This is a genomic window from Tannockella kyphosi (assembly GCF_021054785.1).
Lineage (GTDB): Bacteria > Bacillota_I > Bacilli_A > Erysipelotrichales > Coprobacillaceae > Tannockella > Tannockella kyphosi.
The window spans coordinates 1,610,240-1,622,882 of sequence record NZ_CP088239.1 but is presented as its reverse complement, the minus strand read 5'-3'; the positions used below and the strand labels follow the sequence as shown (position 1 = coordinate 1,622,882).

The following is a 12,643-nucleotide window of genomic DNA, read 5'->3' as shown; positions in this document are numbered from 1 at the left end:
TAATTATGAAAATTATTTCTAATAATAAAAAAGCTTATCATGATTATTTTATTGAAGATACTTATGAAGCAGGAATTGAATTATTGGGAACAGAGATTAAGTCTGTTCGTTTGGGTAGTGTTAATTTAAAAGATAGCTTTGTACGTATTAAAAATGAAGAAGCGTTTATTGAAAATATGCATATCTCTCCTTATGAACAAGGAAATCGTTTTAATCATGAACCATTGCGTACTAGAAAACTATTATTACATAAAAAAGAAATACTTAAATTATCTCAAAAGTTAAAAGAAGATGGTTTAACAATTGTTGCTACTAAGTTGTATTTTGGTCATGGTAGTAAAGTGAAAGTAGAAATAGCTCTTGCTAAAGGGAAAAAGCTTTATGATAAGAGACAAGATTTAAAAGAAAAAGATGCAAAAAGAGATATTGAAAAAGCTTTAAAAAACTATTAACAAGTAGTATAATAATCTAGTCTAACTTGTTAGACTATTATGGGGATGTCTTGGATTCGACAGGGGCAAGTCTGACCTTAACTGCAGTCGGTGACGGCCGTTAAAACGTAAACAAAATTAACTGGAAACAGAACAAACTATTCTTTCGCTTAGTCGACATAGACTTGAAAGTGCCACTATTTAGTATACCTATTACTGAATAATTGGTATCATAACCATAGGTTAAGGATAATTAGAGCTTAGATGGTTATCTCGAAAATTTTATAAGCTCGTTAGGTGTAAAATTGCTTATTGATTGTAGCCTAATTAAATCTATTCAATAAGATAAACTGTAGACGTTTTGGAGGGACTGTTTTTGGACAGGGGTTCGATTCCCCTCATCTCCACCAGCTATAGCACGTTTTTTTAGTAGATTGTCAGAGCGCAATTGAACCAAAATACGTTTGTCATATACTATTACTTTATAAAGGAATGCTTCAATGAGCATTCTTTTATTTTGTTTTTCTAAAGCGTTTAAATAATCCTTTATTTCTTCAAGATTAAAGATAATAGTTTCCTTGGCATAAGCATTAGGATATTGCTTTCTAGGGTTTTAACTTCATTTATCAAATCAGTTACTATTTTATTATTGTTTTTAGAATTATTTTCTACATAAGCATAGATTTCATTTGCAATGACATCAATATTACCAGGTGTAAAGAATGCCTCTCTAATAAGCTCTATTACTGTCACTGATCATTGCCTGGAACTGTTCTCTATCATCATTAGTTCTACTCTTTGCCTCATCAAAATAAATGCGTTCTAGTATATATTTATTTCTTTTACAGTATTCTTTTATTGCACACAATTGTGCATCGATACTTTCTGTCCTTTGATTATCACTATTAAATCTGCAATAGGCAGCTACTTTTATTAATTACATAAATTTAATAGTCCCTTCTTATTGGCACTGTGAAAAGGTCCGTTTTATGCTAAAATTAGCGCATAAAAGGACTTGAAATGTGCTTTTATTTTACATCTCGTTGGCGCGGGATGTTTTTTATTTTTTTAATTTCTGGTAGGTTTGGCAGGGCAATTAAACCAATCGTCTGGAAAACCTAAGCTGTTCATAACCACATTTGCATCAATAACTACTAGATTTCTGTTAAGTGTCCTCGCTCTTTTTCTAATTGTATTGTGCAATTCGACATATTGGTTATAGGATAAAGTACAATATAGTGCAAGAAACACGTCATATACAGCATTCTTAGGGGAATCATGTTTCATGTCGAAGAGATTATGTAATTCTGTTATATAAGGAATGTTCTTTCTACATTTGAAGTAGTACATAAGATTATTATGGGCTAGTATATTTCTTATTTCTAATAAATTATTTAACGTTGTATATAGGTCGTCAGGTGTTATTCGAACCCCTTCAACTTCTAAGTTATCCTCTAAAATCAGGCTAAATTCCTTAGCTATACTATTTCGTAGGGATATATCAAAATGATCATATAGATGGAGTGTTTGACCGAATGTTAATTCGTTAGTAATTATCCAAAATGGAATATTATCATATATTTGGAAATAATGACTAATGGAATTGCCGGGTTTTGATTTTTTCCTTTGTATAATTTGCGAAATTTTTGCAATAGTACTAGTTACTTCGAAAATAGATTTTGGATTGTAATTATTAACATTAAGATATGGATAATCATTAGAGCCGTACTTTTCGGAAAATTTATAAGCGACTATAGATTTAAATCTCTTCTCTGAATCAAGTAGATGTTTAAACAGGATGCTCTTAACTTCTTTGTCAAAATAATGAATTGCTACTATCTCTTTAAATGTCAAATTATCAATAAAATTATTATTATTATTTTTGTAAATAAAGTGTGAGTGAGCATTAATAACATTATAGTAATTATTATGCAAGAGATACTTTTTAGCGAATTCATAGTCATCGATAATTAATCCACGTTCTTTTAATATTTCAATTTGCTCGTCTATGCTTTTAAATGGTTTCATATATTATTATAAACAAAAAACCCTTTATCATAACGATAAAGAGTTTGTTTGCGCGTCACACGGTTCACTTAGAATACTACGGTCGCTTTCCATACAACAAATATACAGTAAATTGATTTTGAAGTCAACACTTATTTCGTCATATGCACGAGTAGGCTCACTTAGAGTACTTCTACCGCTCTTTATTATTATAGATAAATATTTTGTTTTTATTCCTTTCTATATATCTTATTAAATACGTTTATTTAAAAAACTTAAAAATACTAAAGCTAGTTTTGTTGTATACCTTGTTATATACAGCTTTTTTGGGGTTCTTAATAATACCAGTACCCTTTTTACCATAAGCTGGAATAATAGCCTTTTTTACTGCTCTCTTTGCTTTGCCTGTAGTTCGTGCTTTAAATGATTTTTTAATACTAGGTTTTCTCATGCCGATTTTCATTGGGATCCTCCTCTTTGTTTTTATCTACATCTTCCTTCTAATCTCGACTACTTCGCCACAGATTGATACAGGTATTTTTTTAATATCATCTCTACTATAATGAATAGGATCATAACTTGAATTGAAAGGTACTATCGTAATACCAGAGTCACTAATAATTATTTTTTTACAAGTAGCTTCTTCCTCATTTACTTTTACAATAGCGATTTTTCCACTATCTACAATAGATGTTTGTTTGATAATCAGGATATCATCTTCCATTATATTTGGATACATACTATCGTCCAAAGCTCTTAATCCATAGAATGAACCATTGGATATAGCTTTTTCATCTATTTTCTCATAGTCAACTATCCATTCAATAACAGCCATAGGAACACCACAAGGGACTGTTTTAAAAACAGGAATTTCAAAAACTTTATTATAGATTATTGTTTCTTCTTCATCGATGATAAATATAGATGGACTGACATCAAAAACATCTGCTAACTTCTTTATTGTCGTTCTTTTCAAGTTTTCAACTCGATTATTTTCATATTTAGCAACAGCAGACTTTTTAACACCGATTAAAAGACCTAATTCTTCTTGTGTTAACCCTTTTTCTTTTCTTAACTCTTTGATACGTTGTCCTACGTTCATTATATGCACTCCATGTGTCTAAATTATATTCTTTATTATCAATAAGTTCAATAAAGATACAGCAAGATGTAATAAAAAGACACTTCTATAGTTAATTTAACTTTTTATATATCATAACAAGTAATTATTTTATGTCTTTTTTAATAAAAAAATATTTTTTTAAAGAAATTGTAAAAGAATTTAGGTATATACTTATGAGAGGTGAAAATAGTTTGTGATAGTAAGAAATAAGAAGGGTAGTTGGGTTCATATAGTTAAATATTATTTTGTTTCTATTTTTTAATGAAGACATCAATAATTCAATTGTTGAGTAGTTCACATAAAGGTGAATTTGTTTGATATAGACATCTTTTTATGATATCATTTATTTAATTGAAGAAGCATTTAAGAACTTTATAATCCTTATAATATGCTTGTAATTAGGGAATGAATGGTTCTAAGAAAGTAAATGATTTAGGATAGTATATGGATATAATAAAACATAATTGTTGATAACAAATTGTGTAGTGTATGCTATAGGAATAAGGATGAAGTCTAGAAAGAGAGATAATTAATGTGGAGAAAATTTTATTAGTAGGACTGACGAGTGGTGCTATTGAAACTAGTCATATTGAAATAGTTAGTTTTGTGATATTGATGTTAATAGGGATGAATATTTTATGTGTTTGGACCTATTTAACTCATCAAAAAAGACAAATTACAAAACGATTGAGTATAGATGAATTAACAGGTTTTATGTCTTATCAAGCATTTTGTGAAGTAGGGAATAAAATTATTAGAGAATCAAATGATGAGTATTCTTTGTTATTTATGGATATTGATAATTTTAAGTATGTGAATGAAATATTTGGATATGAAGAAGGAACAAGGATATTACAAGAGTTTTCAATGAAGTTAGAAAACTATTTTAAAGAAGCTAAGGCTATTTCTAGAGTAGGTGGGGATCGTTTTGCGATTATTGTGAAAAGAGAGTTTGTAGTTGATAGTATTGAAAAAGATAAAATCAAAGAATATAATCAAGGTATTAATATTTTAGATCAAATATCGCATGATTATTATCGTATTTATATAAGTTCAGGAATTTATCATATCGATACTAATAATGTAGATATTCCTTATTGTATTGATTGTGCTGATGAGGCTAGGAAGAAAGAAAAGTTCATTTATGGCAATACTTGTTCAGTCTATTCAAAAGATATGGCTAAAGCTTCTAAAGTAAAGAATGAAATTGTTCATTCTATGGAAAAAGGAATAGAAAACAAAGAATTTACGATGTTGTATCAACCAAAAGTAGATGTAAAAACAAATCAAATAGTAGGTGCTGAAGCGTTAGTTCGTTGGGTTAGTGGTTATTATAATTTGATTTATCCAGATCATTTTATTCCTGTTTTTGAAAGAAATGGATTTATTTTAAGTTTAGATTATTATGTTTTTGAAAGAGTTTGTGAGAGTGTTAGTAAAAATCAAAAAATGAAAAACCTTAAAATATCAATCAATCTTTCTACCATTACTTTATTAGAAGGAGATGTTTTAAAACAACTAACAAAAATAATGGAAAAACATTCTGTTTGTGCTAGTGATTTCGATATCGAAATCACAGAGACAGCATTAATACAGGATGCTTGCAAAGCTGTCTTAAAAGTAGATCAATTACGTCAAGCTGGTTTTAGTGTTAGTATGGATGATTTTGGTACAGGAATGTCGGGATTAAGTAGATTTAGTGAGATAGCTGTTGATACATTAAAGATTGATAAGTCATTCTTAGATCGTGCTAGTTCTAGTCTTAAAGCAAAAGAAACGTTGCTTGCGATTATCTCACTGGCTAAGAAATTAAATATTACGACGGTAGTAGAGGGTATTGAAGAACAAGAACAATTAGATTTAATTAAAGAATTTGATTGTGATATATATCAAGGATTTCTATTTTCTAGACCAATTCCACAAGAAGAGTTAATTAAATTATTATAGATGTGAGTTTCACATCTTTTTTATCAATGGGAGGATTCAAAAATGTTTGATAATAAAGAAAATGAATATGCTTTATTTACTACGAAAGAAAAAAAGAAATTAGTGAAAGAAAAGCAAAAAGAATTAGGAGTTTTACAAAGAACTATTTTTGAAAAAAATATTCCAACAGTAGTTATTTTAGAAGGATGGAGTGCTTCTGGTAAAGGTAGAATATTGGGGAAAATTATTTCTCAATTAGAACCAAGACATTATCAAGTACATTCTTCAAAGGTGAAAAGTATTGATGAATTAAGAAGACCTTTATTTTGGAGATTTTTCATTAAGTTACCTTTATATGGAAAAATGGTATTGTTTGATAGAGGTTGGTATAATGATGTTTTTGAACAACTAATTGATGGTGCTAGTCAAGAACAATGGGCTGATAAAATTAATCGTTTAGAAGCACAATTAGTAGATGATGGGACAATTGTAATGAAATTCTTTTTACATATTTCTAAAAAAGAACAAGCAAAAAGATTAAAAGAATTAGATGAAGATCAAGACATGAGTTGGAGAATTGTTGAAAAAGATTGGAACAATCACAAACAATATGATCAACGAAAAAAACTTGCAGAAGATTTCTTTTCAAAAACAAATACAAGCTATGCTCCATGGCATATTGTTTTTAATGAAGATAAATATGACGGTGTTTTAGAAGTTTTAGATACGATGATCAAAACATTTCAAGATGTCTTAGAAAATGGTTTACCAATCACTACAAGAAGCAATTTACTAGTAAATCATCTAAATACACCTTATCTACAAGATGTTTCTTTACGTCCTTATTTAACAGAAGAACAATATAAACAAGAACTAAAAAAAGAACAAGATAGACTTACTAAAATACAAAACTTATTATATCGTAATAAAATACCTGTTGTATTAGCTTTTGAAGGCTGGGATGCAGCCGGAAAGGGTGGTGCCATTCGACGTTTATCATGGGCTTTAGATCCTCGAGGTTTTGATGTGATACCGGTAGCTTCACCTACAAAAGAAGAATTAATGCATCATTATTTATGGCGTTTTTATAAAGAAATTCCTAAAGTTGGTCATATCGCTATTTTTGATCGTACTTGGTATGGTCGAGTGATGGTCGAAAAACTAGAAGATTTAACGGATAAAAAGCGTTGTGAACAAGCATATAATGAAATTAATGAATTTGAAGATATGTTGCATTCTTGGGGTGCGGTTGTATTAAAGTTCTGGATTCAAATTGATAAAGAGGAACAGTATACTCGTTTTATGACACGAGTGAATACTCCTGAAAAGAATTATAAGATAACGGATGAAGATTGGCGTAATCGTGAAAAATGGGATGTCTATGAAGAAGCTGTTAATACGATGATTCAAAGAACTTCTACACATGAGGCACCATGGATTATTATTGAAGGTAATGACAAAATGTATGCAAGAATTAAAGTGTTGCGTACGATTAGAGAAAAATTAGAAGAAGAAATAAAAAATAGGATGTGATAATCACATCCTATTTAATAAGCCAAGGATTTTCTTTTCCTTGATACATTTGGAGTAAACTATAGATGGAGTTGTCAATCATATCGGTTACTGCTTCTTGGCTATAAAAAGCAGTGTGTGGTGTTAATAGAACATTCGGGAAAGAACGTAATATTGCTAGTTCACGATGATTGATCACTTGATTTTTCATATCCTTGTAATAAATGTTTGTTTCATTTTCTAATACATCTAAACATGCAAAACCCACTTTCTTTGATTCAATTGCATTAATTAAAGCTTGGGTATCAATAAGAGAACCTCTTGCAGTATTGACAATACCAACACCATCTTTCATGTTATCAAATGCTTTTGTATCAAGCATATGATATGTTTCTTCTGTATTTGGTGCATGAAGAGAAATAAGATCAGCTTGGCAATATAATTCTTCTAAGGAACAATAAGTTACTTTATCCTTTAAACTAGGATTGTGATAAGCATCATATGCTAGGATGGTACAATGAAATGGGGTAAGTAAGTCAATCACTGTTTGTCCAATTTTACCAGTACCAATAATACCAACAGTTAAATCTTTTAATTGTTTTCCTCTAGCAGTATATAGGCCAAAGTCTTGTCCTTGGAAACGCTGCATTAAAGAAGGTATCTTTCTAAGACCCATTAACATCATCATTAAGGTATATTCAGCAACACTATAAGAATTATAAGTAACATTACTTACTTTAATACCTAAATCATGACATGCTTGAATATCAATATGATCATAACCAATGGTTCTAGTAGATAGGAATTGAATGTTATTTTCTTTTATTTTTTCGATCATGGAACGATCTATTTTTGATGTAACAACACTAACACCATCTTGTCCTTTTAAATATTCAAATGTATCTGGACCTAAAGATTGGTAACAAAGTGTAGCATCTATTTGATGTTTCTTTGCAAAAGAAAGAATAAAATCTTGTTCGTCATAACGAACATTATAAAATACTATTTTCATAATAAAAACCTCCGAAGATAGTATACCCTAAATTAAAATAAATAAGAATAAAAAGGATGTTAAAATGAGAAAAAAACCAAAAAATATATTCGTTTTATTACTAATATTATTATCAGCAGGAGGTAGTGTTTTACAAGGCGACTACCTAGAAGAATTTAGTTCTATTTTTAATTTGAATGATAGTGTGGAAACAAATATTACATTAGATACGATTCCAGCATATAGTGATGAGCTATTTGTAGAAATCAATAATAATGTTCCATACTTTGAAGATTACCAAGATTTGGATGTCTTTGAAGAATATGCTTCTCTAGATGAATGGGGAAGAGCACAACAAGGATATGCTTTAGTTGGTGAAGAATTAATGCCAACAGAACAAAGAGGTGACATTAGTAGTGTTATCCCGACTGGTTATCAAGTAGCAGTATATGATTGTGTTAGTAATGGATATTTATATCATCGTAGTCATTTGTTAGGGTTTCAGTTAACAGGAGAAAATGCGAATGAATTAAATTTGATTACGGGTACTCAATCAATGAATGTAGAGGGAATGTTGCCTTTTGAAAATTTGGTTGCAGGATATGTAGAAGAAACGGGGAATCATGTTTTGTATCGTGTAACTGCAATTTATGAAGGGGATAACTTAGTTGCTTCTGGTGTATTAATGGAAGCTATGTCTTATGAAGATCAAGGAGATGCTTTGGAGTTTTGTGTTTATGTTTATAACAATCAACCAGGAATAGAAATTGATTATTCTAGTGGGGATAGTTATGAAAGTTAAGAAATGTACTGGAAACATCGTTATAATATGATAAAATAAGACTTATAAATAAAGGGGAACAGAAAATGAAATTAGGGATTATGGGTTCAGGATTTATTATTAGAGATTTTTTTACATTTAGTCATCTTGTTGATGGATTAGAAGTAGTTAGTATGTATGCTAGAAATGAAGAGAAACTAGCAGAGTTTGGAAAACAACATTCGATAGCTAACCAATATAATGAAATGGATGCATTCTTTGAAGATAAAGAAATGGAAGTAGTATATGTTGCTTTGCCAAATCATATGCACTACCAAGCATGTAAACAAGCATTGCTTGCTGGTTATGATGTTATTTGTGAAAAACCATTTACTTCTAATAAAACAGAATTAGAAGAATTAGTGGAGCTAGCTAAAAAACAAGGGAAAATATTAATAGAAGCACTAACGACTCACTTTCTACCAAATATGCCATTAGTCAAAGAAAGTATTTCTAGTTTAGGAGATATTAAAATAGTAACAACTAACTATTCTCAATATTCATCACGTTATGATGCCTTTAAACAAGGTACTATTTTACCAGCATTTGATAATGCTATGTCTGGTGGAGCATTAATGGATTTAAATGTTTATAATATTAATTTTGTAGTAGCGTTGTTTGGGATGCCTAAAAAAGTAGAATATATGGCTAATATTGAACAAAATATTGATACTTCAGGAATTGTTACAATGGATTATGGAACTTTTAAAGCAGTATGTATTGGAGCAAAAGATTGTAAAGCACCAGTGATGAGTACGATTCAAGGTGATAAAGGGAATGTTATGATTATGGGCCCAGTTAGTTTATTGAATGATTTTACAGTTGCTAAAAACAGTGACAGTAATGTAGCTCCAACAAATATTCAAGGGGATGAACATCGTATGTATTTTGAGTTTGTTAAATTTGTTGAAATTATGAAAACAAGAGATCAAGCATATGTAGATGCGAGTTTAAAAGTTAGTGTGGATGTAATGGATGTATTAACGCAAGCTAGAAAATCAGCAGGATTAGTGTTTCCAGCAGATTTAAAATAAGAAGATAGGATAGATTAGATGAAGAAGAAAATATTGTTTATTGATATGGATGGGACAATCATTCATGGCGATAAGTTACTTTGTTCAAAGGATGTAACAAAAATAAAAGAGTTACAAGAAGCAGGTCATTTAGTAGCTTTTAATACAGGTAGAAATTTTAGTGAGGTACAAGTACCTCTAAATGCTTTTGGATTGTCTTATGATTATTTGGTATTGAGTAATGGAGGATATCTTTATTCGAAAGAAGAAGGTCCATTGTATCATTATACAATGGATCAAAAAGCAGCTTTTGATATTTTATTAAAGGCAATGGAATTAGATATTACTACTTATTTCTTTGATGGAACAAATACGTATTGTTATGAACAAGGGAAAAGTTATATTGATAATACGGGTGGTAGAACATTATTAGAAGATTTTGATTATTTAGGTACATTTCAAGGTTTATCAGGTGTTGAATTAATATCATTCCATCAAATGGATCAACAAATAGAAAGATTAATGGTATTGAAGGAATATATTGATACCAATCATCGTGATAGTGTAACAGGACATGTTAATTTACATTACTTGGATGTTTGTGCTCCGGGTTGTGATAAAGGAAAAGGGGTTACTTATTTAAAAGAAAAATTAGATGTCGAAACATACTGCATTGGTGATTCTTATAATGATATTCCAATGTTTGAAGTAGCAGATCATGCTTTTACTTTTCACCGTGTAGATAAAGATATTCAAATGCATACACAGAGTCAAGTAGATTATGTGTGGCAAGTAGTAGATAAGATGTTAGGAGGGTCGTAAGATTCTCTTTTTTTTATAAGAACCAAATAATTGGTTCTTATCTGTTTTTTTGACAAAGTTAGAAAAAATAGATATGTTATAGTCATTTTGGTGATGAAGATGAAAGTATATGCATGTATTGATTTAAAGACGTTTTATGCTTCCGTAGAATGTGTTGAAAGAGGATTGGATCCTTTTTGTACTAATTTAGTGGTAGCAGATAAGCAAAGAGGAAGAGGAGCATTGTGTTTAGCTATTTCTCCTAGTTTAAAGAGTTTAGGGATTAGGAATCGTTGTCGCATTTATGAGATACCTAGTTATATAGACTATCTTATTGCAAAGCCTAGGATGCAAATGTATATTGATTATGCAGCTACTATTTATGGGGTATATTTAGAGTTTGTTGCAAAAGAGGATATTCATGTTTATTCTATTGATGAAGCATTTATAGATTTAAGTAGTTATTTAAAGTTTTATAAACAAACTCCTTATGAATTAGTTCAAACGATGATGACTAGGGTTTATCAAAAAACAGGAATTAGTGCATCCTCAGGTATTGGAACAAATTTATATCTTGCTAAGATAGCTTTGGATATTCTTGCAAAACATCAAGAAGATGGGATAGCATATTTAAATGAATCATTATTTAAAGAACAATTAGGAGAACATCAGCCATTAACTGATTTTTGGCAAATAGGAAAAGGGATACAAAGAAGGTTACATCAACATCATATTTATACAATGAATGATATTATTAATACTAGTAGTGAGGTATTGTATAAAGAATTTGGGATTCTTAGTGAAGCAATGATAGATCATGCGAAGGGAAAAGAGATAGTTAGTATTCAAGATATTAAACAATATCGATCAGTGGAACATAGTAAATCAAAAGGACAAGTATTGTTTGAGGATTATAATTATCAAGATGCTTGGTTGATTGTAAAAGAAATGGTGGAAGGGCTATGTTTGGAGTTAAGTGGGATGGGGCTTGTTAGTAATCATATTGCTTTATCTATTCGTTATTCTAATGAACAAATACGACCAACTGGTGGATCAATGAGGATTGATGGTTATACGAATTTATATAGCCAAATGATTGGTTATTTTAAGGTGTTGTATCAAAAAAAGACAGTGCAAGATATTGCTATTCGCCAAGTTTCTATTTCTATGAATCATTTAAAACCAAAAGAATATTTTCAATATACTCTGTTTGATAATGTAGAAGAAATTGAAAAAGAAAAGCAATTACAAGAAGCTTTACATACTATCCAATATAAGTATGGAAAAAATGCTGTTTTGAAAGGAATGAATATGCAAGAAAAAGCAACGATGAAAAAAAGGAATCTATTAATAGGAGGACATAATCGTGAATAAATCAAGGGTGGCCCAATATATGCCCATGGATGCTTTGAAAGGATTGCAAGAGGCAATGCGTGCAAAAGAACAGGAAGTAAAACATCAAAAAATATTATTTGAAGAAGCAATGCAAGATATTGATGATACGTTAAGAAGTTTAAAGATAGGAGATGAAATAGAAGTTTTGTATTATGATATGGGAGAGTATCATAGACTAAAAGGGGTGTTAAATTCGTTTGATAATCAAAAATTATGCATAAATTCGACTATTTTATGTATTTGTATGCTTTATTATATTGATGTGTGTTGAAAGTTATGATATATTGAATACAAATTTAAAGGGAGGGGTAAAGTATGAAAGCAAGCATGGAAGTACAGTTTTTAGGAAGTAACGTAGTAGTAGCTGATTTAGAAAAAGCTGTGAAAGAAGAACTAAAAGCACAAAAAGTTAAAGTAACTCAAATTGATACTTTAGAAATGTTTTACAAACCAACTGAATCAGTTGTTTATTACCTTGCTACAATGAAAGATGAATCTATAATTGATGGAAATATCAATTTATAAGTAAGGTGCAAGAGGGGGAAAAGACAGGAAACTGTCTTTTTTTGTAACCGCTATCATTTTTGTTTGAAAGTATTCTTTTATAGGTGTATAATGAGGCTA

Annotated in this window: 14 protein-coding genes and 1 other RNA gene; 10 read left to right on the top strand and 5 right to left on the bottom strand. The window is 29.9% G+C overall.

Going from position 1 to position 12,643, the window contains the following annotated elements:
* Positions 1–5 precede the first annotated feature (5 nt).
* Positions 6–452 carry an SsrA-binding protein SmpB gene (smpB, locus tag LRR82_RS07920; RefSeq protein WP_249028895.1) on the top strand — a complete coding sequence of 149 codons (447 nt, stop codon included), beginning with the start codon at positions 6–8 and terminating at the stop codon, positions 450–452.
* Positions 453–493: 41 nt separating this feature from the next.
* Positions 494–841, top strand: a transfer-messenger RNA (tmRNA) gene (gene ssrA, locus LRR82_RS07915).
* 320 nt (positions 842–1,161) lie between these two features.
* On the opposite strand, the gene LRR82_RS07910 is transcribed toward ssrA, so the two are convergent.
* The 4 genes from LRR82_RS07910 to LRR82_RS07895 form a co-directional block, all read right to left on the bottom strand.
* The gene (locus tag LRR82_RS07910; protein ID WP_249028894.1) at positions 1,162–1,299 is read right to left on the bottom strand and encodes a recombinase family protein; all 138 of its coding nucleotides are present in this window, start codon (positions 1,297–1,299) and stop codon (positions 1,162–1,164) included.
* Between the two features lie 200 nt (positions 1,300–1,499).
* A complete protein-coding gene (locus tag LRR82_RS07905; protein ID WP_249028893.1) occupies positions 1,500–2,459 on the bottom strand; it encodes an Abi family protein in 960 nt (319 codons plus the stop codon).
* A 241-nt stretch (positions 2,460–2,700) separates the two neighbouring features.
* The gene (locus LRR82_RS07900) at positions 2,701–2,901 is read right to left on the bottom strand and encodes a hypothetical protein (RefSeq protein WP_249028892.1); all 201 of its coding nucleotides are present in this window, start codon (positions 2,899–2,901) and stop codon (positions 2,701–2,703) included.
* A gap of 24 nt (positions 2,902–2,925) precedes the next feature.
* A complete protein-coding gene (locus LRR82_RS07895; protein ID WP_249028891.1) occupies positions 2,926–3,540 on the bottom strand; it encodes a LexA family protein in 615 nt (204 codons plus the stop codon).
* Positions 3,541–4,095: 555 nt separating this feature from the next.
* Between LRR82_RS07895 and LRR82_RS07890 the strand changes: the two genes are divergently transcribed.
* Together LRR82_RS07890 and LRR82_RS07885 are read left to right on the top strand one after the other, a co-directional pair.
* Positions 4,096–5,508 carry a putative bifunctional diguanylate cyclase/phosphodiesterase gene (locus LRR82_RS07890; RefSeq protein ID WP_249028890.1) on the top strand — a complete coding sequence of 471 codons (1,413 nt, stop codon included), beginning with the start codon at positions 4,096–4,098 and terminating at the stop codon, positions 5,506–5,508.
* A gap of 42 nt (positions 5,509–5,550) precedes the next feature.
* Positions 5,551–7,020: a phosphate--AMP phosphotransferase gene (locus tag LRR82_RS07885; protein ID WP_249028889.1), complete on the top strand. Its 1,470-nt coding sequence runs from the start codon at positions 5,551–5,553 to the stop codon at positions 7,018–7,020.
* Between the two features lie 10 nt (positions 7,021–7,030).
* Here LRR82_RS07885 and LRR82_RS07880 read toward each other — a convergent pair whose 3' ends face one another.
* Entirely contained in the window at positions 7,031–8,011 is a 981-nt protein-coding gene (locus tag LRR82_RS07880) for an NAD(P)-dependent oxidoreductase (protein WP_249028888.1), read from the bottom strand.
* A 64-nt stretch (positions 8,012–8,075) separates the two neighbouring features.
* Here LRR82_RS07880 and LRR82_RS07875 point away from each other — a divergent pair, with 64 nt between their 5' ends.
* The 6 genes from LRR82_RS07875 (at position 8,076) to LRR82_RS07850 (ending at position 12,544) form a co-directional block, all read left to right on the top strand.
* Positions 8,076–8,792, top strand: a complete 717-nt coding sequence (locus LRR82_RS07875) for a DNA/RNA non-specific endonuclease (protein ID WP_249028887.1) — start codon at positions 8,076–8,078, stop codon at positions 8,790–8,792.
* A gap of 65 nt (positions 8,793–8,857) precedes the next feature.
* Complete coding sequence (locus tag LRR82_RS07870) at positions 8,858–9,844, top strand: Gfo/Idh/MocA family protein (protein ID WP_249028886.1); 987 nt, start codon at positions 8,858–8,860, stop codon at positions 9,842–9,844.
* Positions 9,845–9,862: 18 nt separating this feature from the next.
* Positions 9,863–10,645 carry an HAD-IIB family hydrolase gene (locus tag LRR82_RS07865; RefSeq protein ID WP_249028885.1) on the top strand — a complete coding sequence of 261 codons (783 nt, stop codon included), beginning with the start codon at positions 9,863–9,865 and terminating at the stop codon, positions 10,643–10,645.
* 99 nt (positions 10,646–10,744) lie between these two features.
* Complete coding sequence (locus tag LRR82_RS07860; protein ID WP_249028884.1) at positions 10,745–11,998, top strand: Y-family DNA polymerase; 1,254 nt, start codon at positions 10,745–10,747, stop codon at positions 11,996–11,998.
* Positions 11,991–12,290 carry a YolD-like family protein gene (locus LRR82_RS07855; RefSeq protein ID WP_249028883.1) on the top strand — a complete coding sequence of 100 codons (300 nt, stop codon included), beginning with the start codon at positions 11,991–11,993 and terminating at the stop codon, positions 12,288–12,290. The genes LRR82_RS07860 and LRR82_RS07855 overlap by 8 nt, the downstream gene beginning before the upstream one ends.
* A 44-nt stretch (positions 12,291–12,334) precedes the next feature.
* A complete protein-coding gene (locus LRR82_RS07850; protein WP_249028882.1) occupies positions 12,335–12,544 on the top strand; it encodes a DUF6465 family protein in 210 nt (69 codons plus the stop codon).
* Positions 12,545–12,643 lie beyond the last annotated feature (99 nt).

What these genes read in the sequence shown, in the direction of transcription:
- LRR82_RS07895 (WP_249028891.1), bottom strand. Translation starts at nt 3,540, where the DNA reads ATGAACGTAGGACAACGTATCAAAGAGTTAAGAAAAGAAAAAGGGTTA.
- LRR82_RS07860 (WP_249028884.1), top strand. Translation starts at nt 10,745, where the DNA reads ATGAAAGTATATGCATGTATTGATTTAAAGACGTTTTATGCTTCCGTA.
- LRR82_RS07850 (WP_249028882.1), top strand. Translation starts at nt 12,335, where the DNA reads ATGAAAGCAAGCATGGAAGTACAGTTTTTAGGAAGTAACGTAGTAGTA.
- LRR82_RS07870 (WP_249028886.1), top strand. Translation starts at nt 8,858, where the DNA reads ATGAAATTAGGGATTATGGGTTCAGGATTTATTATTAGAGATTTTTTT.
- LRR82_RS07885 (WP_249028889.1), top strand. Translation starts at nt 5,551, where the DNA reads ATGTTTGATAATAAAGAAAATGAATATGCTTTATTTACTACGAAAGAA.
- LRR82_RS07865 (WP_249028885.1), top strand. Translation starts at nt 9,863, where the DNA reads ATGAAGAAGAAAATATTGTTTATTGATATGGATGGGACAATCATTCAT.
- LRR82_RS07875 (WP_249028887.1), top strand. Translation starts at nt 8,076, where the DNA reads ATGAGAAAAAAACCAAAAAATATATTCGTTTTATTACTAATATTATTA.
- LRR82_RS07880 (WP_249028888.1), bottom strand. Translation starts at nt 8,011, where the DNA reads ATGAAAATAGTATTTTATAATGTTCGTTATGACGAACAAGATTTTATT.
- LRR82_RS07905 (WP_249028893.1), bottom strand. Translation starts at nt 2,459, where the DNA reads ATGAAACCATTTAAAAGCATAGACGAGCAAATTGAAATATTAAAAGAA.
- smpB (WP_249028895.1), top strand. Translation starts at nt 6, where the DNA reads ATGAAAATTATTTCTAATAATAAAAAAGCTTATCATGATTATTTTATT.
- LRR82_RS07900 (WP_249028892.1), bottom strand. Translation starts at nt 2,901, where the DNA reads ATGAAAATCGGCATGAGAAAACCTAGTATTAAAAAATCATTTAAAGCA.